This window comes from Sphaerimonospora mesophila (genome assembly GCF_001417795.1).
In the GTDB taxonomy this organism is placed as follows: Bacteria; Actinomycetota; Actinomycetes; order Streptosporangiales; family Streptosporangiaceae; genus Sphaerimonospora; species Sphaerimonospora mesophila.
The window spans coordinates 30,199-54,431 of the sequence record NZ_BCBX01000049.1 but is presented as its reverse complement, the minus strand read 5'-3'; the positions used below and the strand labels follow the sequence as shown (position 1 = coordinate 54,431).

General features: G+C 68.5%; 16 protein-coding genes, 1 tRNA gene and 4 pseudogenes. 5 read left to right on the top strand and 16 right to left on the bottom strand.

What is annotated here, in order from left to right:
- Nucleotides 1-120: 120 nt before the first annotated feature.
- Nucleotides 121-807, bottom strand: a pseudogene (locus AP234_RS39700) (DUF222 domain-containing protein); the annotation flags it as partial.
- A gap of 836 nt (nucleotides 808-1,643) precedes the next feature.
- Between AP234_RS39700 and AP234_RS35455 the strand changes: the two are divergent.
- Together AP234_RS35455 and AP234_RS38945 are read left to right on the top strand one after the other, a co-directional pair.
- Nucleotides 1,644-2,198, top strand: a pseudogene (locus tag AP234_RS35455) (IS5 family transposase); the annotation flags it as partial.
- 71 nt (nucleotides 2,199-2,269) lie between these two features.
- Nucleotides 2,270-2,488: pseudogene (locus AP234_RS38945) on the top strand (helix-turn-helix domain-containing protein); the annotation flags it as partial.
- A 153-nt stretch (nucleotides 2,489-2,641) separates the two neighbouring features.
- Here the strand turns inward: AP234_RS38945 and AP234_RS29025 are convergent.
- The 6 genes from AP234_RS29025 to polA all read right to left on the bottom strand — a co-directional run bounded on the left by AP234_RS29025 (nucleotide 2,642) and on the right by polA (nucleotide 10,943).
- Nucleotides 2,642-3,532, bottom strand: coding sequence for a hypothetical protein (locus AP234_RS29025; protein WP_152990670.1), 891 nt, complete (start codon nucleotides 3,530-3,532; stop codon nucleotides 2,642-2,644).
- Nucleotides 3,533-3,760: 228 nt separating this feature from the next.
- On the bottom strand, nucleotides 3,761-4,375 hold the full coding sequence (coaE, locus tag AP234_RS29020) for a dephospho-CoA kinase (RefSeq protein ID WP_055482942.1): 615 nt from the start codon (nucleotides 4,373-4,375) through the stop codon (nucleotides 3,761-3,763).
- A 114-nt stretch (nucleotides 4,376-4,489) separates the two neighbouring features.
- A complete protein-coding gene (locus tag AP234_RS29015; RefSeq protein ID WP_055482941.1) occupies nucleotides 4,490-4,945 on the bottom strand; it encodes a GNAT family N-acetyltransferase in 456 nt (151 codons plus the stop codon).
- 171 nt (nucleotides 4,946-5,116) lie between these two features.
- Nucleotides 5,117-6,583 carry a 30S ribosomal protein S1 gene (gene rpsA, locus AP234_RS29010; protein ID WP_055482940.1) on the bottom strand — a complete coding sequence of 489 codons (1,467 nt, stop codon included), beginning with the start codon at nucleotides 6,581-6,583 and terminating at the stop codon, nucleotides 5,117-5,119.
- A 206-nt stretch (nucleotides 6,584-6,789) separates the two neighbouring features.
- Nucleotides 6,790-7,893, bottom strand: a complete 1,104-nt coding sequence (locus AP234_RS29005; RefSeq protein ID WP_055482939.1) for a polysaccharide deacetylase family protein — start codon at nucleotides 7,891-7,893, stop codon at nucleotides 6,790-6,792.
- A 341-nt stretch (nucleotides 7,894-8,234) separates the two neighbouring features.
- On the bottom strand, nucleotides 8,235-10,943 hold the full coding sequence (gene polA / locus AP234_RS29000) for a DNA polymerase I (protein WP_055482938.1): 2,709 nt from the start codon (nucleotides 10,941-10,943) through the stop codon (nucleotides 8,235-8,237).
- Between the two features lie 134 nt (nucleotides 10,944-11,077).
- Between polA and AP234_RS28995 the strand changes: the two genes are divergently transcribed.
- Nucleotides 11,078-11,425, top strand: coding sequence for a PaaI family thioesterase (locus tag AP234_RS28995; protein WP_152990682.1), 348 nt, complete (start codon nucleotides 11,078-11,080; stop codon nucleotides 11,423-11,425).
- A 426-nt stretch (nucleotides 11,426-11,851) separates the two neighbouring features.
- Here the strand turns inward: AP234_RS28995 and AP234_RS28990 are convergent, their stop codons facing one another.
- From AP234_RS28990 to AP234_RS28965, 6 genes are all read right to left on the bottom strand, one after another.
- A complete protein-coding gene (locus AP234_RS28990; protein ID WP_055482936.1) occupies nucleotides 11,852-12,568 on the bottom strand; it encodes an ABC transporter ATP-binding protein in 717 nt (238 codons plus the stop codon).
- The gene (locus AP234_RS28985) at nucleotides 12,558-13,298 is read right to left on the bottom strand and encodes an ABC transporter ATP-binding protein (RefSeq protein WP_152990681.1); all 741 of its coding nucleotides are present in this window, start codon (nucleotides 13,296-13,298) and stop codon (nucleotides 12,558-12,560) included. Before AP234_RS28985 ends, AP234_RS28990 begins: the two co-directional genes overlap by 11 nt.
- Before the next feature lie 38 nt (nucleotides 13,299-13,336).
- Nucleotides 13,337-14,482, bottom strand: coding sequence for a branched-chain amino acid ABC transporter permease (locus AP234_RS28980; RefSeq protein ID WP_083502533.1), 1,146 nt, complete (start codon nucleotides 14,480-14,482; stop codon nucleotides 13,337-13,339).
- Complete coding sequence (locus tag AP234_RS28975) at nucleotides 14,479-15,447, bottom strand: branched-chain amino acid ABC transporter permease (RefSeq protein WP_055482934.1); 969 nt, start codon at nucleotides 15,445-15,447, stop codon at nucleotides 14,479-14,481. The genes AP234_RS28980 and AP234_RS28975 overlap by 4 nt, the downstream gene beginning before the upstream one ends.
- 103 nt (nucleotides 15,448-15,550) lie before the next feature.
- Nucleotides 15,551-16,747, bottom strand: a complete 1,197-nt coding sequence (locus AP234_RS28970) for a branched-chain amino acid ABC transporter substrate-binding protein (RefSeq protein WP_055482933.1) — start codon at nucleotides 16,745-16,747, stop codon at nucleotides 15,551-15,553.
- Between the two features lie 280 nt (nucleotides 16,748-17,027).
- On the bottom strand, nucleotides 17,028-17,660 hold the full coding sequence (locus AP234_RS28965) for a response regulator (protein ID WP_268778090.1): 633 nt from the start codon (nucleotides 17,658-17,660) through the stop codon (nucleotides 17,028-17,030).
- Nucleotides 17,661-17,779: 119 nt separating this feature from the next.
- On the opposite strand from AP234_RS28965, the gene AP234_RS28960 reads away from it, so the two are divergent.
- Nucleotides 17,780-17,854, top strand: a tRNA-Leu gene (locus tag AP234_RS28960).
- Nucleotides 17,855-17,912: 58 nt separating this feature from the next.
- Here AP234_RS28960 and AP234_RS28955 read toward each other — a convergent pair.
- Nucleotides 17,913-18,335 (bottom strand): annotated as a pseudogene (locus AP234_RS28955) (formyltransferase family protein); the annotation flags it as partial.
- 266 nt (nucleotides 18,336-18,601) lie between these two features.
- On the opposite strand from AP234_RS28955, the gene AP234_RS28950 reads away from it, so the two are divergent.
- Nucleotides 18,602-20,173: a BCCT family transporter gene (locus AP234_RS28950; protein WP_055482931.1), complete on the top strand. Its 1,572-nt coding sequence runs from the start codon at nucleotides 18,602-18,604 to the stop codon at nucleotides 20,171-20,173.
- Between the two features lie 92 nt (nucleotides 20,174-20,265).
- Here the strand turns inward: AP234_RS28950 and AP234_RS28945 are convergent, their stop codons facing one another.
- Both AP234_RS28945 and AP234_RS38935 read right to left on the bottom strand, forming a co-directional pair.
- Entirely contained in the window at nucleotides 20,266-22,134 is a 1,869-nt protein-coding gene (locus tag AP234_RS28945) for an ABC transporter ATP-binding protein (RefSeq protein WP_055482930.1), read from the bottom strand.
- On the bottom strand, nucleotides 22,131-24,062 hold the full coding sequence (locus tag AP234_RS38935; protein WP_055482929.1) for an ABC transporter ATP-binding protein: 1,932 nt from the start codon (nucleotides 24,060-24,062) through the stop codon (nucleotides 22,131-22,133). Before AP234_RS38935 ends, AP234_RS28945 begins: the two co-directional genes overlap by 4 nt.
- Nucleotides 24,063-24,233 lie beyond the last annotated feature (171 nt).

The window sequence follows — 24,233 nt, the reverse complement described above, 5'->3', positions numbered from 1 at the left end:
GGGTCCGGGGTCGGGGTCGGGGTCGATGAAGGGATGCGCGAGGACGTGAACGATGATCTCTTCATCGCTCAACCTCTCAAACGAGCCGTCCAGCGATCCCAAGAACAGATCCGCCCGAATGTGATCGATCGGCCGTCGATCTCCCGCACGCTTGCACGCCCGTGCCAGCACATCGATCCGCTCACACCCGGCCGCGGCCCGATCCAGCGGCAGGTCCAGCCCCGACACACTCGCCGTGCCGTCGCCGTTGCGCACCCCCGCCACCCGGCGCCGCCGGACCGCCTCGGCATACCGCTTCTGCGCCCACAACGGATCGATCGCCAGCACCATCCGCTGAATCCGCTCGATCAGCTCCCCGACCGTCCAGCCCGGCGCCTGCCCCACCAGCCGCGCGCACACCTGCCCGGCCTGCTCATCGGTCAGCCCCGCCGTCCAGCGCACGAACGCCATCGCCCGCGGCTCGTCCAGCACCCCCGCCAGCATCGCCTCCCCCAGCACCGGCAACCGCCGATGCACATTCCACGCCAGCTCAAAAGCGTTATCGGAACGACGGCGCGACCACACCAGCGCCGCCCGCGCCTCATCGGGAGCGAACTCATCGGGCACCTGCACCCGGCACACCTCCTGGCCCGACCCCTGCTCGCGCAGCCCCACCTCCAGCAACACCGCCAAAAACCAGGCCCGGGTATGACACACCTGCCGGTAGGCCGCCTTCAACACCTCCACCGTGTCGAACCCCGACACCCGCCGCACATCCACCCCGGCCAGCACCACCGCCAGCTCCGCCCCCGGCACCGCCCCGGCCATCCCCTCCGGCAGCGGCACCGGCACCCCGCCCCCACCATCCAGCCACCCCGCCCAAACCCCACTCCCGACCCCGCCATCCCCCACACCATCGCCACCAGAACCGCAACCACCACCCGGACCACGACCGCCGCCAAAACCCTGACCGTCACAAGCGCCACCAGAATCGGCAGCGGCATCAGAACCGGGATCGGCATCAGGACCGGGATCGGCATCGGGACCGGAAGGGCCACCGTCCCCATCCACGCACAGCTCATCCACACCCCGCGCGCCCACACCGGCAGTGTTACGACCGCAAGAACCGACACCGGTGACACCCCCACCGACCCCGCCCTCACCACGACCGGCACCGGCACCAGCACCGGCAGCCGCAACAGCAACAGCAGAAACAGGAGCAGGAGCAGAAACAGGAGCAGGAGCAGGAGCAGGAGCAGGAGCAGGCACCGGGGCGTCCCCCACCGGCACGACCGAAAGACACGGCACCGGCGACTCACCGGGCGAGACCGGCTCACACAACGGAACGGCCACCACGGACACCCCCTCACCGAGACGAAAGCAACAACCACCCCGATCACACGACCGGGACTCCCCATGACAGGAAACGGCTACCTCAGCACTCGGCGAATGGCCCCACAACGGCCCGCCAGCAAAACTCACCCTCAACGTCTGCCCCAAGCCTACCTCGAACACATCATCGAACACAACCCATTACACTCCTCAATCACCCCTGCTAAGGCGTGTATCGCAAGTAGATGTTGGATTGCAACGATCTTTGGTTTATGGCACGTGAGACCTGACCGACGCATAGTGGACCTGGCTCGAGCCGCAGTTGCCTAAGGCAAGAGCGATGTATCCGGCAGCGGCGCAGGCTCCGGTTGAAAGCGGCGTTGCTCGGACGCTCCAGGGGCGGGCAGACCAGCAAGATCCACCTCGCTGCCGACCGCAGGTGCCACCCGCTGGCGTTCGTCGTGACCGCGGGGCAGGCGGCCGACAGTCCGCAGTTCATCCCCGTGCTCAAGAGGATACGGGTCCGGGGGCCCGTCGGTCGTCCCCGCACCCGGCCTGGCGCGATTGCCGGGGACAAGGTCCTACTCCTCCCACGGCAACCGCGCCTACCTCCGCATTCGCCGTATCAAGGCAGTCATTCCGGAGAAGAAGGACCAAGCCGCCAGCCGGAAGAAGTCGAAGGGCAGCAAGGGCGGCCGGCCCGTTAGCCACGACGCCGACCTGTACAAGGGCGGAACACCGTCGAGCGCCTGATCAACAAGCTGAAGGCCTGGCGAGGCATCGCCATCCGCTACGACAAGACCCCTGCGAGTTACCTCGCCGGCCTCCACCTCCGCGCAGCGGTGATCTGGATCAGAGATCGCCCGGACCACCTTGATCACAACTGAGTACGCGCCCTAGGTCTAAAACTGACGGAGGTTGTTGACATCTCGGGTCTCCGATCACTACGGAGACTTCCATGCCCCCATCAGCCGAACAGCGGCTTGATCGCCGGGCCCGGCACCGCCTGGCGATCATCCGTCAAGCCGAAGAGGTCACCGGCAACGTCGCGCAGACCTGCCGGTACTACGGAATCAGCCGCAACGCCTACTACATCTGGTACCGCCGCTATCAAGCCGAAGGCATCGACGGCCTGCGCGACCGCTCCAGCAGGCCCAAGACCAGCCCGAACCATCTGGATTCCGTTGATCGGCGACCAAGGTGGCATCGAGGCCCAGCAGTCGTTCCACCTCCTGCTCACGCGAGGTCTCAGGGCGCGAACACAGATGGATCCGGTTCTTGATCTTCTTAGCCTCACATGCGGGCAGCCCTGCAAGTACGTATCGCCGGGCTAGGAGCGGCGCGGGTCATAGTTCTGGAACTCGACCAGGCGGATGTCGCTCTGCGGCAGCAGGGGCACCCCGCTGCTGGAGTCCAGCACCACCCGACGGCCCAGGGGCTCGCGCAGCGTGACGGTGATCCGGTCCGTCTTCCCCATATCGTTGCAGACCTCCACGTTGTCGTCGCGCCGGACGTCGACGTCCACGACCACTGCCGAGGGCGTCTCGTGGACGCGCGAGCCGTACGTCGTGTCGCACGTGCCGTGCACGTAACTCAGCTGGAGCTCAGTCGGCGTGCGCACCTCGTAGGTGTGCACCTCCTGGATCCCGTCGTCCAGGGGCCGGGGCGGTCCGCCCATCGCGGCCGGGTCCACCGCCACCCGCCGGAACGGTTCCGGTACGCCCTTCACGGTGAAGTCCCACGTCGGTACCTGCACGTCCCCCCGACTACTGGGCATCGTGGCCTCTCCCCGCGCCACCGCGACCACGCGCAGTGGTCGGCACCCCTTGGCCGGGCACTTATCGTCGACGAAGGACCTGGGCTTGCCGAGCCCGGCGTAGGCGGCTGCCGCCGTCAGCACGGGCACGCTTAGCGTGCTCTCATCGGCCCAGCGCAGCTTGGCCGGGGCGGGCACCTCGACCGGGAGCTCGGTCTCCAGCTTCCAGGCGCTGTTGATCATGCTCCGCCCGACCCAGCGGGGCATGCGTCCCCAATCGGGCTCCAAGGTCAGGTTCCGTAGCGGGACGAACCCAACGATCCACGGCTCTCTCTCCGCCGAACTCTGCCAGCGTTCTGCGACCTCATGGGCGAGGTCCGTGAACTCGTCGGCAGTGACCGGTGCTCGGGTGGAACCGCAGGCCGTCGCGAGCACGATGAGCAGTGCGGCCGGAAGCATCCTCATGATCGATAGACGTGCCGGCGGGCGGCGCGGTTCGCTCCCGGTCGGGAGCCGCAGGCTCGCCGGCCCACGATCACCTTCGACGGTGAAGAGACGGCCGGCCCGGCGGGTTCACAGCCGGAGATCAGAGCCGGCCGAAAAGGTGGACGAGCACCGGCGGCTCGCCGTCATCCCCGTCGCCGTACCCGGGTCGTGGTTCCGCGGCGAAACCGTGCTACGGGCACCCCTCGGTCACGCGCCCGGGGCGTACGCCGCCGCTCGGGCGACGAGCTCGTCCCAGACCTCGGCGACCCGCTTCTCGAGGGCGTCCAGCGAACCCTCGTTGTCGATCACGATGTCGGCCACCTTGAGGCGGTCCTCACGGGAGGCCTGGACCGCGATCCGGGCCCGTGCGTCCTCCTCGGCCATGCCCCGGAACTCCCGCAACCGGCGGACGCGTACGTCATCGGAGGCGTCCACGACGATCACTACGTCGTACATCGGGGCGAGGCCGTTCTCGGCGAGCAGCGGCACGTCGTAGACGACGATCGCCCCGGCGGGAGCGGCCTGCTGGAGCTCCTCGACCCTGGCGCCGACCCTCGGGTGGACGATCCCGTTGAGCACCTTCAGCTTGCCGGAGTCGGCGAACACGATCGAGCCGAGCCGTTCCCGGTCGAGCGTCCCGTCGGGGCGCAGCACACCGGCGCCGAACGTCTCGACGATCTCGGCGAGCCCGGGCGTTCCCGGCTCGACCACCTCACGTGCGATCTTGTCCGCGTCGATGACGACCGCGCCACGCTCCGCGAGCCGCCGTGACACCTCGCTCTTGCCCGAGCCGATGCCGCCCGTGAGTCCCACCCTGAACACGTCCCGCAGCCTATCGGGCTTCCGTACGGCACGGCCCGCCGGGCAGGCGGTGCCGTACGCCGTGCAGTACGCGTGCTGGGCGAGGCGCGGACGGACGAACGGTTGATGCGGCCGTCAGCGGCTGAGACGTAGATGCACCAGGGTCAGGTGATCCTGCACGCGCTCGCGGCGGGTCTCGCGGTAGCCGAGGCGCCGGTACAGCCGCAGGTTGCCCTCGGAAAGGTGGCCGGTGAACAGGTCGAACGCGGTGGCCTCCGGCACGGCCTCGTGCAGCGCGGCGAGCAGCCCACCGCCGATGCCCTGTCCCTGCCGATCGGGCGCGACGATCAGACGGGCGACCAGGCACGTCGAGCCGGACAACTGACCGCGGACGGATCCGACCAGCCGGGCGCCCTCCGTCGCCTTGAGCACGACGCCGCCGTCGATCACCTTCCGCACCTGCTCGACCGTCTCGACGAGCGGGGGCAGGAACGGGTCGCCGTAGAGCTGCGCCTCGGTCACGTAGGCGGCCCGCTGGAGGGTGAGGATCTCCCCGGCGTCGCCGGGCGCGGCCCGTTCGATGTCAACCACGCCGTCACCTTATCGGGGGTGGATGAGCTCATCGGTGACGGGAGTGCCCGGACACGCGGAAGGCCCCGCCGAAGCGGGGCCTCCGTGCCGTTCTCTGAACCGGTGCTCTCTGATCCGGTGCTCTTTAAAGCTGCGCTCTTTGAACCGGCGCTCTCGAACCGGTCGCCCGGGTCAGCTCTGGCCGCCGGCCAGCTTCTCGCGCAGGGCCGCGAGAGCCTCGTCGGAGGCGAGGGCGCCGCCGCTCGACTGGCTCTGCGACGAGGTCTCGCCGCCGTAGGACGAAGAGGCCGCCTGGCTGGCCGCCGCCTCCTCCTGCCGGGCCTTCTCGATCTGCGACTTGTGCGCCTCGAAGCGGGCCTGGGCCTCGGCGTACTGCCGCTCCCACTCCTCGCGCTGCTTGTCGAAGCCCTCCAGCCACTCGCCGGTCTCGGCGTCGAAGCCCTCGGGGTAGATGTAGTTGCCCTGGTCGTCGTACGTCGCCGCCATGCCGTACAGGGTGGGGTCGAACTCGACCTCGGCGCCGACGCCCTCGTTGGCCTGCTTGAGCGACAGGGAGATCCTGCGGCGGTCGAGGTCGATGTCGATGATCTTGACGAAGATCTCCTCGCCGACCGTCACGACCTGCTCCGGGATCTCCACGTGGCGCTCGGCCAGCTCGGAGATGTGCACCAGGCCCTCGATGCCCTCCTCGACGCGAACGAACGCGCCGAACGGCACCAGCTTGGTGACGCGACCGGGCACGACCTGGCCGATCTGATGGGTCCGGGCGAACTGCTGCCACGGGTCCTCCTGCGTCGCCTTGAGCGACAGCGAGACCCGCTCGCGCTCCATGTCGACGTCCAGGACCTCGACCGTGACCTCCTGGCCGACCTCGACGACCTCGGAGGGGTGATCGATGTGCTTCCAGGACAGCTCGGAGACGTGCACCAGTCCGTCGACGCCGCCGAGGTCCACGAACGCACCGAAGTTGACGATCGAGGAGACGACGCCCTTGCGGACCTGGCCCTTCTGCAGAGTGTTGAGGAACGTCTGGCGCACCTCGGACTGCGTCTGCTCGAGCCAGGCACGGCGGGACAGCACCACGTTGTTGCGGTTCTTGTCCAGCTCGATGATCTTGGCCTCGAGTTCGCGGCCGACATACGGCTGCAGGTCGCGGACGCGGCGCATCTCGACCAGGGACGCCGGCAGGAAGCCCCGCAGGCCGATGTCCAGGATGAGACCACCCTTGACGACCTCGATGACGGTGCCGGTGACGATGCCGTCCTCGTCCTTGATCTTCTCGATCGTGCCCCACGCCCGCTCGTACTGGGCGCGCTTCTTGGACAGGATCAGGCGGCCTTCCTTGTCCTCCTTCTGGAGGACCAGCGCCTCGACGTGCTCCCCGACCTCGACGACCTCGGCGGGGTCGACGTCATGCTTGATGGAGAGCTCGCGGGACGGGATCACGCCCTCGGTCTTGTAGCCGATGTCGAGCAAGACCTCGTCTCGATCGACCTTGACAACGGTGCCTTCAACGATGTCGCCGTCGTTGAAGTACTTGATGGTCTCGTCGATCGCGGCGAGGAAGGCCTCCTCGGAACCGATGTCGTTGACCGCTACCTGCGGGGTGCTCGAGGTGGCCTCAGTGCTGCTCGTCATGTGTGGAATTGCTCCGAACCGGACAGATGTCGTTGTGACGGAAGCGCGGCGGGCTTGTTTTCGTTCATCGGAGGCTGTTCAGCGATCGCAGCGACAGATGACCGAGCGCGAGCCCGCTCCGTCCGAGACGCGCGCGAGCCCACAACGCAGCGATCAGCATATGAGACATGACGGGCGGGGTCAATCCGAGGCAAGGGAACACGCCGCTAGTAGACGACGATCTTCCCTGCTCGCTTTGAGGCTACCGTGTCGCGGAGTTTGCGGGGGATCGACACCCTCTTGGGATCCCCATCGGACGTATACCGCTTCTTGGGGTGCTCGTCCAACCAGTCGAGCCAATAGGCCGTGCACCAGCGGCTGCATTCCCCGTGTTTTCCGTTGGACTGGATCCTCGGGATCGCGTAGCGCTCGAACTTTTTCGCGAAGGGCGAAACAGCGGGCTCGGCCCCGGCCAGGAACACGCCATCGAAGTCGTATTTCGTGCCGTCCCACTTCCCGTCGTGCGCCACGCTCAGCTTCCTGGGCCGGGAGCCGTACGGCAGGGCGAGCGTGGTGGACGGCCCCGTGCCGAGTTTGGCGAGCAGCCGCTCCTGCCGCACGATCTGCTCGCTCACCCGCTTCGTCGGCAGACTGCGCAGGTCCGGGTGATCATAGGTGTGGTTGGCCACCTCGAAACCCCGCTCGACGAGCCACTGCACGGCCCGGGTCTGCTCGGCCCGATCGTTCAGACCGAACGGGGTCCGGTTGATCCAGAACGTGGCGACCGGCCGGAATTTCGGATATTTGGCGGCGACCTCGTAGATGATGCCGACGGCCGTGTCGCGCTTCGGCACCCCCTGGGCGTCCAGGGCGAAGTGGCTGGGGTGGCCGTCGTCGAAGGTGAGGACGACGGGGTGGGAGCCCGCGGGGATGTCGATCTCGCCGGACACGAACTCGGCGGCCGTGATCGGCACGTAGTTCTTCCTGGCCAGCCGCTCCAGTTCCGTGCGGAACTGGCGGGGGGTGCGGTCGATGGAGGCGATCCGCTTGGGCAGCAGCCGGTGATACATGATCACCGGAACCAGCCCGGCCTCGTTGGCCTTCACCTTCTTCGCGGACTCCGGCGTCGCGGTCACCGGCGCCCGCTCGCCGGACGGCACTCCGGCGGACGCCGTCGCCGACGCCGACACCGACGGCCGCGCCACCACCGCCGTCCGGGGGCCGTCGCCCCCCGAACTCCACCGGGGCAGCAGCGTGAGCACGACGAGGCCCACCACGACCACCACGACGTTGGCCAGCACCGTGACTCGAGTAACGTCCCGCACGATCATCCGACCATAATGCCCAAATTTTACCCAAATCACATGGAACGGTGACCGGGCTCGAGACCGTGATCAAATGGCGGGCAGGCAAAAACGAGGGCAAGAACGGCTGCCGGCGATCAGTGCGGGATGCCGATCCGCACCGGAGCCGAGCAGCTTGCAGCCGATCCCGAAGTCGATCGATCCTGGATGCCGATCACCCTGGAGTCGATCCCCGAAGTCGATCGATCCTGGAGTCCATCAATCCTGGCGCCCATCGATCCTGGAGCCGATCGATCCTGGAGTCGATCAGCGCCGGGGTCGCCGGGAACCGGGCGGGGGGCGGGCGGGGAACGGCCCGCCCGGAGCGATCAGTGTCCGGCGTCCTCCCACGTCTCGCCGACGCCGACGGAGACGTCCAGCGGCACCCGCAGGTCGTAGGCCGCGCCCATCTGCTCGCGCACGAGCGCGGTCAGCTCCTCCAGCTCCCCTGGCGCGACTTCGAACACCAGCTCGTCGTGCACCTGGAGCAGCATCCGCGAGCGCATGCCCGTCATCGCCTGCCGCACGTTGAGCATGGCGACCTTGATGATGTCGGCCGCTGAGCCCTGGATGGGCGCGTTGAGCGCCATCCGCTCCGCCATCTCGCGCCGCTGCCGGTTGTCGCTGGTGAGGTCGGGCAGGTAACGGCGGCGACCGAGGATCGTCTCGGTGTAGCCGTCCGTGCGGGCCTGCGCCACGACGGCCTCGAGGTAGTCGTGGACGCCGCCGAACTCCTCGAAGTACTCCTCCTTGAGCGCCCTGGCCTCCTGGACGGAGATGCCGAGCTGACCGGACAGCCCGAAGTCGGACAGCCCGTAGGCCAGTCCGTAGTTCATCGCCTTGATGCGGGCCCGCAGATCGGCGGTCACCTCCTCGGGCGGCAGGTCGAAGACCCGGGCGGCGGTCGCCTGGTGGAAGTCGTGACCCGACTCGAACGCGGCGATCAGCGCCTCGTCCCCCGACAGGTGCGCCATGATCCGCAGCTCGATCTGGCTGTAGTCCGCCGTCAGCAGCGTCTCGTAGCCCTCGCCCACCGTGAAACCCTTGCGGATGCGGCGGCCCTCGACGGTCCTGATCGGGATGTTCTGCAGGTTCGGCTTCTCACTCGACAGCCGCCCGGTCGCCGCGACGATCTGGTTGAACGTCGTGTGGATGCGCCCGTCGTCGGCGATCTCCTTGATCAGCCCCTCGACCGTGGTCCGCAGCTTGGTCTGGTCGCGGTGCCTGAGCAGGATCGTCGGCAGCTCGTTGTCGGTCTGCAGCGCCAGCCAGGCCAGCGCGTCGGCGTCCGTCGTGTACCCCGTCTTGATCTTCTTGGTCTTCGGCAGGCCCAGCTTGCCGAAGAGGATCTCCTGGAGCTGCTTGGGCGAGCTCAGGTTGAACTGCTCGCCCACGACCTGATGCGCGGCCTCGACGGCCTGCTTCACCGCGGCGCCGAACTCCGCTTCCAGCGCGGCGAAATACTGCCTGTCGGCACCGATCCCGGCCCGCTCCATCTCGGCCAGCACCCGCACCAGCGGCAGCTCCACCTCGGTGATCAGCCGAGTGCCGCCGCGCCGCGACAGGTGCTCCTCCAGCGCGTCGGCCAGCTCCCGTACGGCGTGGGCCCGCAGGGCGAGGTCACGCGCCTCGCCCGCGTCGACGTCGTCGAACAGCGAGGTCTGGCCGTTCGACGCGGTCTCCGCACGCAACTCACGGCGCAGGTAGCGCAGCACCAGGTCGTCGAGCGGGAACGACCGCTGCCCCGGCAGCGCCAGATAGGCCGCCAGGGCGGTGTCGCAGGTGAGGCCGCGCAGGTCCTGTCCGTACGCCCACAGGGCGAGCAGCGGCCCCTTGGCGTCGTGTACGGCCTTGGGCCGCGACTCGTCGGCCAGCCACTCGCCGAGGGCCGCCTCGTCCTCGGGGGTGAGCCGCGTGGGGTCCACGTAGGCGGCGCCGGCCGCCGTGGCGATGGCGATGCCGTCCAACCGGCCGGTGCCGCTGCCGTACACACCGCGGAACGCGAGCCCGGCCCGGCCCCCATCCTGCCCGGACGGCTCGGGCAGGCCGGACAGCCACCCGGCCACCTGGCCCGGCTCCAGCACGGTCACCTCGAGCTCGAAGCCCTCCTCCGCCTCGGGCTCGGCGGCACCGGCGGCGCCGAGGGTCTTGAAGAGCCGTTCGCGCAGCTCGCCCCGGATCTGCAGGGCGTCGAGCAGCCTGTTGACCTCCTCGCGGTCCCACTGGCCCATCGTCAGGTCGGCCACGCCGCTCTCGACGGCGACGTCGCGCCGCAGCTCGGTCAGCATCCGGTTGTGGATCACCTGGCCGAGGTGCTCGCGCAGCCGCTCGCCCGCCTTGCCCTTCACCTCGTCGGCCCGCCTGACCAGCTCGTCGAGGGATCCGTACTCGACGATCCACTTGGTGGCGGTCTTCTCGCCCACACCGGGGATGTTGGGCAGGTTGTCGCTGGGATCGCCGCGCAGCGCGGCGAAGTCCGGGTACTGCGCCGGGGTGAGCCCGTACTTCTCCGCGACCGCCTCAGGGGTGAAGCGCGTCATGTCGCTGATGCCGCGTCTGGTCATCAGCACGGTGATCCGCTCGTCGACGAGCTGGAGCGCGTCGCGGTCCCCGGTGACGATCAGCACGTTCATGTCCTCGGCGGCCGCGCGGGTGGCCAGCGTCGCGATCAGGTCGTCGGCCTCGAATCCGGCCAGCGACAGCCGGGGAACGCGCAGGGCGTCGAGCAGTTCGAAGATGAGCTGCATCTGGCCGCGGAAGTCCTCCGGCGTCTCCGCCCGGTTCGCCTTGTATCCGTCGTACGCCTCGTGCCTGAAGGTCGGCTCGCTGCGGTCGAAGCAGACCGCCACGTGGCTCGGGCGTTCGTCGCGCAGGACGTTGGACAGCATGGAGGTGAAACCGTAGACCGCCTCCGTGTGCTGGCCGTCGGTCGTCATGAGATTGGCGTCCTTGAGCGCGTAGAAGGCGCGGTACGCAAGGGAATGCCCGTCCAGGAGCAGCAGACACGGACGGTCGGGGGTCGCTTCACTCTTCGGCACATCCGCAGCCTAGTCTCCCTGTACGACATAAAACCCGGGCTCTTCCCAGAGGAGGTCTCCCCTTGACCCTCATCGACCCCGAAGAGTTCCTCGCCGCCGTCAATCAGGCCGGCGAGGGCCACCTGCACGAGCGCATGGGCATCGAGGTCCTGGAGGCGAGTGCCGAGCGGATGGTCGGCCGCATGCCCGTCGCGGGCAACACCCAGCCGTACGGCCTGCTCCACGGCGGCGCCTCCTGCGTGCTCGCCGAGACGCTGGGATCCTTCGGCGCCACGCTGCACGCGGGTCCCGGGCGGATCGCGATGGGGATCGAGATCAGCGCGACGCACCACCGGTCGGCCACATCCGGCCACATCACCGCGATCGCCACCCTCGTGCACGGCGGCCGCACGCTCGCGACGTACGACATCGAGATCAACGACGACGGCGGGCGGCGGGTGTGCACCGCGCGCCTGACCTGCATGCTCCGCGACGCCGAGTGATCCTCGCGCCCTACCATCGCGGCCGGACCGAGAGAAGCAGACATTCCGCCCATTGACTCCATAACAGAACGACCTTGCGGCTTTCTTTGCACACCTGCCCCTCAGGTCGCTACCGTGGTGCCCCCAGAGCCCGTGGGGACCGAGTAGACAACGTGCGGAGCCGGGGAAGCTGTGTACGGACCCAAAGGTCCCGCGGGCTCGCCATACTTTCTCAGCGCCTCGTCCACCGTTTTCGCGTCTTCGAAGAACCCGGCGCAGCGGTCGCGGTGAGCACGGCCTGCTCCGCCGCCGTCCGGGCGAGAAGCCGGCGAAGGTGACAGGCCGCCGGACGCGGAAGGCCGGCCGGGAACTCCTTCCCGGCCGGCCTCTCCTTCGTCGCGACGCGAACGTCGCCACGCGAACGGGTCCGTCAGTCGGACGGGTCCGTCAGTGCTGTCCCAGGGCGCCGCCCAGGTAGGCCTCCCGGACCTGCGGGTCGTTGAGCAGGTCCGCCGCCGGAGCGGACTTCACGACCCTGCCGGTCTCCAGGACGTACGCCCGATGGGCGATCTGGAGCGCCTGCTGGGCGTTCTGCTCGACGAGCAGGACCGTGGTCCCCCGGTTGTTGATCTCCTTGATGATCGAGAAGATCTGGGACACGAGCTTGGGCGCCAGGCCCATCGACGGCTCGTCCAGCAGCAGCACCTTGGGCTTGCTCATCAGCGCCCTGCCGATGGCCACCATCTGCTGCTCGCCGCCGGACATGGTGCCGCCCTGCTGGTTCTTGCGCTCGGCCAGCCGCGGGAACAGGTCGAAGACCTCGGCCAGGTCCTTGGAGAAGTCGCCGGACCGGGTGTAGGCGCCCATGAGCAGGTTCTCCATCACCGACATGCCCGGGAAGACGCCCCGGCCCTCCGGCGACTGGCCGATGCCGACCAGCACCCGCTTGTGGCCAGGCAGCCTGCTGATGTCCTTGCCGTCGAAGGCGATGCTGCCCGACGTCAGCGAACGCAGACCCGAGATCGTCTTGAGCGTGGTGGTCTTGCCCGCGCCGTTCGCGCCGATGAGGGTGACGATCTCCCCCTCGCCGACGTCGAGCGAGACCCCCTTGAGCGCCTCGATCTTGCCGTAGTGGACGTGGATGTCCCTGATCTCAAGAAGCATCTGCGGGTGCCCCCAAGTACGCCTCGATGACCCTCGGATCGCTCTGCACCTCTGCCGGGAGACCCTCGGCGATCTTCTGGCCGAAGTCCAGTACGGCGATGCGGTCGCTGATGCCCATGACCAGTGACATGTCGTGCTCGATCAGGAGGATCGTGCGGCCCGCGTCGCGGATCTTCTTGATCAGCCCCTGGAGTTCGATCTTCTCCGCCGGGTTCATGCCGGCGGCCGGCTCGTCGAGCAGCAGGAGCTTGGGGTCGGTCGCCAGGGCTCGCACGATCTCCAGCCGGCGCTGGTCGCCGTACGGCAGGTTCTTGGCCGTCTCGTCGGCCCGGTGCATGATGCCGGCGAACTCCAGCAGCTCCATCGCATGCTCCCGCCCGCGTCGCTCCGCGTGGCGGTGCCACGGCAGGCCGAGCGCCGCGCCGACCGCGCCGGTGCGGTTGTGCGCGTCGAAGCCGACCAGAACGTTCTCCAGAGCCGACATGCTGTGGAACAGCCGGATGTTCTGGAAGGTGCGGGCGACGCCGCGTTTGGTGATCGTGAACCGCTTCAGACCGCTGATCTTCTCGCCGTTGAAGCGCACCTCGCCTGAGGTCGGCCGGTAGACGCCGGTGATCGCGTTGAACACCGTGGTCTTGCCCGCGCCGTTCGGGCCGATCAGCGCGAAGATCTCCCCCTCCCTGATGGTGAGGTCGACCCCGCCGAGCGCCTGCACGCCGCCGAAGCGCATCGTGACGGCGCGGAGTTCGAGCAACGCCTTGGGCTCGCTCACTTGGCCACCTCCTTGTCCCCCGCGTCCCCTGATGCCGTCGTGCCGCCGGACTCCGTGGCGGCAGCGCCCGCGTCGTTCTCGCCGTTGCCCAGGACGTTGCGGCGGCGGCGCGCCGGCAGCAGCCCCTCCGGACGCAGCGCCATCATCAGCACGAGGGCCGCGCCGAAGATGAGGATGCGGTAGTCGGCGAAGCCGCGGAACCGCTCGGGCAGCCAGGCGACCAGGAACGCACCGATCACGACGCCGGGCAGGTTGCCGGAACCCCCCAGCACCACGGCGGCCAGGATGGTGGCCGACAGGATGAACGGGAAGTTCGGCGGCTGGATCGCGATGACCTTGCTGGCCCAGATGGCGCCGGTCAGGCCGCCGATCATGGCGCCGACGAAGAAGGCCAGCAGCTTGAACCGGAAGGTGGGCACGCCCATCAGCTCTGCGGCGTCCTCATCCTCCCGGATGGCCTCCCAGGCGCGGCCGACCCGGCTACGCTCCAGCCGCTTGGCGACGATCACCACCAGCACGACCGCCGCCACCAGCAGGTAGTAGTACGGCAGCGGATCGAGGGCGAACTCCACCCCGAACAGCGTCGGCGGATGGGGGATGTTGGTGATGCCGCGCGCGCCGCCGATGTAGTCGGTGTTCTGCGCGGTGATCCGGACGATCTCCCCGAAGCCCAGCGTGACGATCGCCAGATAGTCTCCGCGCAGCCGCAGGGTGGGTGAACCGAGGACGATGCCCGAGATCGCGGTCATGAAGATCGCGATGATCAGCACGCCCCAGAAGTTCCAGCCGTACTTGGTGCCGAAGACCGCCATGGTGTACGCGCCGATGGCGTAGAAGGCGACGAAGCCGAGGTCGAGCAGCCCCGCCTGGCCGACCACCACGTTCAGGCCCACCGCCAGCAGCACGAACGTGCCGATCGGGCTGAACAGCAACGACGGCCAGTGCGAGTCCGGGGCCATGAACGATCCGATGGCCGGATGCGGGGCGATGACCGCCAGGGCGATCAGCAGGGCGTATCCGGTCCAGCGCGCCCAGCCGGGCGCCGCCGCCCACCGGTCGCGCACCCCGTCGCTGAGGCCGCCGACCGCGCGTCGGAACGACGTGAGCGGGTTTCCGCTGTGAGTCTTGGAGTTTGCGTTCATGCGCGCGCTCGCTGGAGGGATTCACCGAGGATGCCGGTGGGACGGAACAGGAGGACGAGGACGAGGATGGTGAAGGCGATGACGTCCTTCCATTCTGAGCCGAAGAAGATCGCTCCCCAGTTCTCGATGAGGCCGAGGGCGAGCCCGCCGAGGAGCGCGCCGCGCAGGTTGCCGATGCCGCCGAGCACCGCGGCGGTGAACGCCTTGACGCCGAGCAGGAAGCCGACGTTGTAACGGAGGTTCTCGAGCTCCATGGCGTACAGCAGCGCGGCCACCCCGGCCATCGCGCCACCGACGAGGAAGGTCGTACGGATCACCCTGTCGATGTTCACGCCCATGAGCGTGGCGGTCTCGGGGTCCTGAGAGGTGGCCCGGATGCCTCGCCCGATCTTCGTGCGGTTCACGAAGACGTCGAGCAGGACCATCATGATCACCGCCGAGACGATGATGATCACGTGATCGTTCCTGATCTCCGTGTTCCCGATCGTGAGCAGCGTCTCACGATCGAGGAGCCGCGGCACCGGGACCTGGATGCGTCCCTGGGACGGGCGGTCGAAGACCTCGGGGATGATCACCAGGGCGAAGAGCTCCTGGAGGAAGATGGAGGCGCCGATCGCGGAGATGAGCGCGGCGAGCCGCCCTGCGCCGTGCCTGCGCAGCGGCCGGTAGGCCACCTGTTCCAGCACGACGGCCGCGCCACCGGAGGCCGCCATGGCCACCAGCATCAGCAGGAGCAGCATGCCGACCAGCGCGATTCCGGTGAGCGGGCCGGTGATCCCGATCTTCATGATCACGAAGAGCGCCGCGAAGGCGCCGATCATGAAGATCTCCGAGTGGGCGAAGTTGATGAGGCGCAGGACGCCGTACACCATCGTGTAACCGAGGGCGATCAGCGCGTAGATGGCGCCGATGGACAGGCCGCCCACGGTGGAGGGCCCGACCTGATTGATGAAGTCGTTGAGCACGGTGGTCGCTTTCGAACCGGGGCGACGGTAGTCGCCGGGCAGGAAGGAGCGGGAGCAGCGGTTTGCTCCCGCTCCCCAGCGTTCTCAGATCGAACTGGACGCGTCAGCCGAGCTGAGCCTGCGTGGTGTCGCCCAGCCAGTCGAGGTTGCCATCCTTGATCTGGTAGACGTGAATGATGTTCGCGGCGATGTCACCGTTCGGGCCGAACTTGATCTGCTTGGAGACGCCCTTGAAGTCGACGGTCGCGAGGAAGTCGTTGATCTTCTCCGGGGTGGTGTTGCCGGCCTCGATCGCCTTCAGGATGGCGGTCGCCGCGTCGTAGCCCTCGGAGGCGTAGATCAGCGGGTCGCTGCCGAACTTCGCCTTGTAGTTCTCACTGAACGTCTTCAGCTCCGGCACATCGGAGCCGAACGGGATGAGGCAGGGGCAGCCGAGCACGGCGCCCTCGGCGGCCTCCTTGCCCGCGGCCTCGACGAGCTTGATGTCGACCGCGCCGTCGCCGGAGACCACGGTCGCGGTCACGCCGCCGTCACGCAGCTGCTTGAGCAGCCGGCCGAGCTGAGCGTAGTAGCCGCCGTAGTAGATGACGTCGGGCTTGGCGGCATTCACCTTGGTGACGGTCGAGGAGTAGTCGGAGCCGTTCGGGTCGATCTTGTCACGCTCGACCGCGACGCTCTGCTTCTCGAACTCCTGGGCCACCGCGTCGGCGAGGCCGACGCCGTACTCCTGCGCGTCGTCGATGACGAACGCCTTCTTCGGCGACTTGGCCTTGACCAGGAAGTCCGCGATGGCGGGGCCCTGGATGGCGTCGTTGGCCACGACGCGGTGCCAGTACTTCCAGCCGTTCTCGGCCAGCGCCGGGTTGGTCGCCGAGCCCGTGACGCTCGGGATCTTGCCCTGCTCCAGGACCGGGCCGACGTTGCGGGACTCACCCGAGAAGCCCGGGCCCACCATTGCCACAATCTTGTCTTCGGTGACGGCCTTCTGGGCCAGCGGGACAGCCTGGTCGGGGTTGCCCTGGCTGTCGTACTTCACCAGTTCGACCTTGACGCCGGTCGACTTGGCGTTGAACTCGTCCACCGCGAGCTGCGCGCCCTGAGATGGCGGGATCATGAGCGCCGAGTTCTCACCGGTCAGGTCGCCCATGAAGCCGATCTTGAGAGTGGTGGCGCCCCCACCATCACTCTGACCACCGGACGACGAGGCGTCGTCGGTGCCACTTCCACACGCCGCGAGGCCGAGGGTCAGCGCTGTACCGACCGCGACAATGCCGCCAAGGCGAGCGATCTTGGATCGCAAGGTTGCCTTCCTTTCGCTGGATCCCCTTACGGGGATCGGATACGCATCCGCCCCATCCAGCGGTCAGCCGAGGGGTCGTGACCGGTAGTACAACCACGGGAAGTCACAGGTCGGTACAGAGGTCATCACGGTTATGGCTTTGTTATGCAGATCCTCTTCGTTTAGTAATCAACGTGTAACGGAATTGGGAAATATCCCTTTAATCCTGGTCAGAGACCCCGTGCATCGGCTTACTATGTTTTTTCGGCCTGATCACGTGATCACGACTGGGGACTCGTGATCATGGCTGGGGGCTCTCCGGCGTGGGCGGCGCGCTCTCCTCCGGCCGGGGGCCCTCCTTCGCGGCCTCGGCCACCACGATCTGGGCCACCTGCCGCATGCTCATGCGGCGGTCCATGGACGCCTTCTGGATCCACCGGAACGCCTGCGGCTCGGTCCACCCGTGCTGGGTCATCAGCAGGCCCTTGGCCCGGTCCACGAGCTTCCTCGTCTCCAGCCGGCCGGAGAGGGTGGAGACCTCCTTCTCCAGCGCCGTGATCTCCTCGTGCCGGCTGATCGCCATCTCGATCGCCGGGACCAGGTCGCCCTTGGTGAACGGCTTGACCAGGTACGCCATCGCTCCCGCGTCCCTGGCCCGCTCGACCAGGTCGCGCTGGGAGAACGCGGTCAGGATGAGGCAGGGTGCGATCCGCTCGGCGACGATCCGCTCGGCGGCCGAGATCCCGTCGAGGACCGGCATCTTCACGTCCAGGACCACCAGGTCGGGGCGCAGCTCCGTGGCCAGCTGGACCACGGTCTCCCCGTCGCCGGCCTCCCCCACGACGGCGTAGCCGTCCTCTTCGAGCATCTCCTTCAGGTCGAGGCGGATCAGTGCCTCATCTTCCGCGATCACCACTCGTCGCTGCGTACTCACGCACAAGAGGTTACCGATGTCCGCTACATTGGGACCACGCAAGGGGTCACGCGGACGATCATCGATCCGCTAGGCTCCGAGCGACGGGATCCGGACGACCATATAGAGTCCGGATTGAAGCCCCGGTACCCCAATTGGCATGAGGGAGCGGATTCAAAACCCGTACAGTGTGGGTTCGAGTCCCACCCGGGGCACTTTCACCGGCCGGATCGGGTCGGTGGGTCGTCGGACGCCTGGCCGGTCGGCGCCCCCTCATCTGAAGACGACTGTCCGGTCGCCGTTGAGCGGCACGCGGTGCTCGACGCACCACTGCACGGCACGCGCCGGCGCCAAGCATTCCACCTCGCGACCCGCGGCGGCGAGGCCCTCGGGGTCGAGCGTGTGACCGACCCGGGTCACCTCCTGTTCGGTGATCGGACCCTCGTCGAGTTCGGGCGTCACGTAGTGCACCGTCGCGCCGATGAGCTTCACGCCGCGGTCGAACGCCTGATGGTACGGCCTGGCCCCTTTGAAGCTGGGCAAGAAGGAATGGTGGATGTTGATCGCCCGCCCGGCCGGCTTGCCGCACAGCTCATCGGAGAGGATCTGCATGTACCGGGCCAGAACCACCAGATCTACCCGGTCCTCCTCGGTGATCTCCAGCAGGCGCCGCTCCTGAGCGGTCGCCGTACTGGCGATTTTCAACGACGTCGCATCCGTGTTCGACGAGGAACCCTGACACCGCGTGCACTGCAACAGGGTGAGGGGCCCGGCAGGGACAGTCAAGACATCAGGCCGAAAATCGGAGATTCGACAGTCAAGTCTGTTGCGCTACACAGGACAAGGCGCATAATCAGCAACATGCTCGGGGGGAGCGGGAAGGTCTGCTCGGAGGGCCGGCCGTCAGGGTCCGTCGGCGGACCCTGATCCCGCAACGTCGACGACTCCTGGAGGTCGCCCCCGTGTCCAAAACCTCACCCACATCCATCGACCGACCCCTGTTCCTGATCTCCGCGGGCCTGGCGGCCGCGTTCGTCGCCTGGGGCGTGTTCGCCACCGACAACCTGGCGACGGTCGCCGGGACGGCCAAGGACTTCGTCATCGAAGGATTCGGTTGGGTTTTCATCCTCACCTCCGCGGGGTTCGTCTTCCTCGCGGTGGCCCTCGCGATCAGCCGCTACGGCCGGATCCGCTTGGGAAAGGACTCCGACCGCCCCGAGTTCCGCACCTCGTCATGGGTGGCCATGATGTTCAGCGCGGGCATGGGCATCGGGCTCATGTTCTATGGCGTCGCCGAGCCGCTCAACCACCTCGCCACACCACCGCTGGGCCTGGCCGAGCCGGGATCGAAGGAGGCGGCCCGGCTCGCGACGGAATACTCCTACTTCCACTGGGCGATCCACCCGTGGGCGATGTACGCCGTCGTCGGCCTGGCCCTGGCCTACTCCGCCTTCAGGAAAGGACGGGCCAGCCTGATCAGCTCGGCATTCTTCCCGTTGCTCGGTGACCGGACGCGCGGCGGCGCCGGCAGGGCGGCCGACATCTTCGCCATCATCGCGACGCTCTTCGGATCCGCGACCTCGCTCGGCCTCGGCGCGCTCCAGATCAACAGCGGCCTGACCCAGCTGTGGGGCTTCCCCAAGTCGACACCGCTGGCCATCGGCATCATCGCCGCTCTCACCACGGCCTTCGTCATATCGGCGGTGACCGGGGTGCGCCGCGGCATCCAGTGGCTGTCCAACACCAACATGGTGCTCGCGATCCTGCTGCTCGCCTTCCTGTTCGTCGTCGGGCCGACCGTGTTCGTGCTCAACACGTTCACCGAGTCGGTCGGCGGATACCTCGGCGACCTGCTGCCGATGAGCTTCCGATCCGGAGCCTTCGGCGGAGCGGACTGGCTGTCCGCCTGGACGATCTTCTACTGGGCCTGGTGGATCTCCTGGACGCCCTTCGTGGGCATGTTCATCGCGCGCATCTCCAAGGGCAGGACCATCCGGGAGTTCGTCGTCGGCGTCATCCTCATCCCGAGCCTGGTCAGCTTCGTGTGGTTCGCGATCCTCGGTGGCTCGGCGCTGCACGTCGAACTGTCGGGGAAAGCCGATCTCGCGGCCGCCGCGGCGGAGGGCCCCGAGTTCGCGCTGTTCGGCCTGCTGCGGGAGTACCCGATGTTCGCGGTCATGGCGGTTCTCGTGATGGTGCTCGTCGCGCTCTTCTTCGTCAGCGGGGCCGATGCGGCGTCCGTCGTCATGGGCACGCTGTCATCGCGCGGCGTGCTGGAGCCGGGCCGGGGCGTCGTCATCCTGTGGGGCACCGCCACCGGAATGGTCGCCGCGGTCCTGCTGCTCGCCGGCGGGTTGGACGCGCTGCAGACCCTGTGCATCCTCGCCGCCGCGCCGTTCCTACTCGTGATCTGCGGCATGTGCGCCGGCCTGATCAAGGATTTACGGCAGGAGCCGAAAGCCGCCGCTGCGGAGCCTGCGTCCCCCGGGCGCGCCCCGGAGTCTCCGGCTGAGACGCAGACCCTGCCGGTCTAGATTCCGGGTGATGTTCCGAATGTGAGCTCCGGCGGGTGGCCGAGCGGCATCAACGATGGCGGCCACGAGCCAGACGATGCCGCTCGGCCACCTCAATCGCGGGCGAGGCTGTCCAGCCAGGCCTGGTGCAGGCGGGCGAATCTGCCGGAGCGGGCGATGAGACGCTCCGGCGGCCCGTCCTCGACGATCCGGCCGCCCTCCATCACGAGCACCCGGTCGGCGATCTCCACGGTCGACAGCCGATGCGCGATGATAACCGCGGTCCGGTCGGCCAGGATCGTGCGCAGCGCACGCTGCACGAGCCGTTCACTCGGTACGTCGAGGCTGGAGGTGGCCTCGTCGAGGATCAGCACGGCTGGATCGGCGAGGAAGGCACGGGCGAACGCGACGAGCTGCCGCTGCCCCGCCGACATCCGGCCGCCGCGCTTGCCGACCTGCGTGCCGTAGCCCTCGGGCAGCGCGGAGACGAACGTGTGCGCGCCGATCGCCTCGGCCGCCTCGACGACGGCGGCCGTCGGCGCGTCCGGCCGGCCGAACCTGATGTTGTCGGCGATCGTGCCGGTGAACAGGAAGTTCTCCTGGGTCACCATGACGACGTGGCGGCGCAGCTCGGCCTCGTCGAGGTCACGCAGATCCACGCCGTCGAGCAGGACCCGCCCGGCCACGGGATCGTAGAACCTGGCCATCAGCTTGGCCAGCGTGGTCTTGCCCGCACCGGTCGTGCCGACCACGGCGACGGTCTGCCCCGCGGGGATCTCCAGATCCAGCCGGGGCAGTACGGCCCGGCCGCCGTCGTAGCCGAACTCCACGGCCTCGAACCGCAGCCCGCCGCGCGCTCCGTCACTCCCCCTGCCTGGCGCCCCACCCGGCACCTCGCCGCGCGACCCGTCGAGCGGCACCGGCCGGCGCGGCTCGGCGACGTCGGGCCGCTCCTCCAGCACGCCGGACAGCTTCTCCAGCGCGGCGCCGGCCGACTGCAGCGCGTTGTAGAACTGGCTGATCTCCTGCATCGGCTCGTAGAACTGCCGCAGGTAGAGCAGGAAGGCGGCGAGCACGCCGACCGTCACCGTGCCGTTCAGGGCGAGCCATCCGCCGTACAGCAACACGGCCGCGACCGTGACGTTGCCGATGAGCTTGATGCCCGGCATGAACACGGCGACCAGGCGGGTGCTGCGCATGTTGGCGTCACGGTAGTCGGCGTTGAGCCGTTCGAAGATCTCCTGGTTGCGCGGCTCCCTGCGGAACGCCTGTACGGCGCGGATGCCGGTCATCGACTCGACGAAGTGGACGATGACCAGCGCGACCGCCTGACGGCTCCGGCGGTAGGCGACGCTCGACTCCCTCCGGAACCACCGGGTGAACAGCAGCAGGACCGGCAGCGGCAGCAGCGCCGCCAGCCCGAGGCGGACGTCGAGCACGAGCAGCATGATCGCGGTGCCGCACAGGGTCAGCACCGCCGTGACGAGGCCGTCGAAGCCGGAGTCCAGCAGCTCGCCGATCGCCTCGACGTCGGAGGTGAGCCGGGAGATCACCCGGCCGGAGGTGTACTTCTCGTGGAACGACAGCGACAGCCTCTGGAAATGGTCGAAGACCCGGCGGCGGAGTTCGAGCAGGATGTCCTGCCCGATCCGGCCGGACATCTGAAGGAACACCATCCGGGTGAGCGCCTGGACGAGCGTGGCCGCGACGACCAGGGCGATGATCGTCAGGAGCGTTCCCGGCCCACCGCCCGCCAGCATCGGCGGGATGCCGTCGTCGATGCCGGCCTTCACCAGGTAGGGCAGGGCCAGGCCGGCCGCACTGGACAGCACGATGACGGCGGTCAGCAGCGCGATCCGCCGGCGATGCGGCCGCAGCAGATCGGCGAGCAGCCGGCGCGAGCGGGTGCGCAGCAGCAGGGAGACGCTCTCGGACACCTGGTCCTGGTCCTCGGCCGCGACGCCCCGCCAGGAGTCGTTCACCGCAGGGCCCGCTCTGGATCGAGATCGGCGTCCTGCGCCAGCAGCGCGCGGTATTCCGGCACCGACGACAGCAGGTCGGCGTGCCGCCCGACGCCCGCGATGGAGCCGTGGCTGAGCAGCGCCACCCGGTCGGCGAGCAGCACGGTCGAGGCCCGGTGGGCGACGATGAGGCCGGTCGCGTCGGCGAGGACCCTGCGCAGCGCCTCCTCGACCAGGGCCTCGGTCTCCACGTCGAGCGCGGACAGGGTGTCGTCGAGCACGAGGACGCGGGGCCTGCCGAGGATCGCCCGGGCCAGCGCGAGGCGCTGCCGCTGACCGCCGGACAGCGACATGCCCTGCTCGCCGATCCGGGTGTCCAGCGCCCAGGGCAGGTCGAAGACGAACGTGGCCTGGGCTATCTCCAGTGCCTCCCGGATCTCCCGGTCGGTGGCGTCGGCCCGGCCCAGCGTGACGTTCTCCCGCACGCTCATCGAGAACAGCGTGGGCTCCTCGAACGCGGTGGCGACCATCGAACGCAGCGACGGGAGCGAAAGGTCCCGCACGTCGCGTCCGTCGATCGTGACCCGGCCGCCGGTCACGTCGCGGAGCCTGGGCACCAGCGACGTCAGCGTCGTCTTGCCCGAGCCGGTGGCCCCGACGATCGCGACGGTCTCACCCGGCCGCACGTCGAGCCGGACGTCCCGCAGCACGGACCGGTCGGCGCCGGGGAACCGGAACTCCACCCCCTCGAACCGCAGATGTCCCCGCCCGCCCGGCCGTCTGCCGGTGGCGCGCCGCCCGTCCTCGATCTCCGTCCCGGTCTCGTTCTCTCCACCGGTCCCGTTTTCTTTGCCGGCCCCGTTTTCTTTGCCGGTCGAGGTTTCCGCGCCGGCCGAGACTCCCGTACCGGCCGAGATCTCCGTGCCGGTCTCGTTCTGCGCGCCCGTGATGTCGGGTACGGTGTCCAGCACCTCGGTGACCCGGTCAGCAGCGGTCATCGCCTCCTGGCCCATGGCGAGGATGTAGCCCAGCGAGGCGACCGGCCACACGAGCTGCAGGACGAGGGTCGTGAACGCGACCAGTGTGCCGAGCGTCAGCGCGCCGGCGCCCACGGCGACCGCGCCGAGCAGCAGGACCATGGCCAGCGTGAGGTTCGGGATCACCTCGAGGAACGTGAAGAAGCGCGACGACAGCCGGACCTTGCCCAGTGCCGTACGGCGCAGCCCGCTCGCGGCCTCGTCGAACACCCCGTAGAGGTGACGGCGCCGGCCGAACGCCTTGATCGTGCGGATGCCGAGCGCCGCCTCCTCGACGAGCGTGGCCAGATCGCCCTGCTGGTCCTGCACCTGGCGCGAGACGCGGATGTACCGCTTCTCGAACCGCAGCGACAGCGCCACGACCGGTACGGCCGACGCCGTGACGAGCAGGCCGAGCGGCCAGTACGTCCGCAGGAGCACGATGACGACCGCGGTGAGCTGGAGGATGTTCATGATCAGGAACAGCACTCCGAAGCCCAGGAAGCGACGGATCGTGGACAGGTCGGTCGTCGCGCGCGACAGGAGCTGCCCGGACTGCCACTCGTCGTGGAAGCTCATCGGCAGCCGCTGCAGGTGCCGGTAGAGATCGTCGCGGATCGTCGTCTCCAGGCCGAGCACCGGCCCCGCCTGCGACCACCTGCGTACGAAGGTGAGCACGGCCTCGGCGACGCCGAGGCCGAGGGCGAGCAGCCCGAGCGGGAGCAGCGCGGCGCGGTCGCCCTGGGCCACCGGACCGTCGATGATCTCCTTGCCGACGAGCGGGATGACCGTGCCCGCGGCGATGCCGAGGAAGGCGGCGACCCAGGACACGATCATGATCCGCGTGTACGGCCGCAGATAGGACCGCAGCCGCCACAGCGAGTGCCATAAGGGGCGGCGGGTGTCGGGCCCGGATCCGGGCCGCTCGCGCATCGTCTCCGTGGCGCTCCCCCCGGTGCATGGACAGGATCAGACGGCTCGCACTGCCATGCTTTACCAGGAGTCGGCGGTCATCAAGGGGGTTTCCCCGACCGCCCGGTGTTCCAGATGTCCCGTGCCCGGGTGTCCGACGCCCCCGCTGTCCCGGCTGTCCCGGGCGTCCCA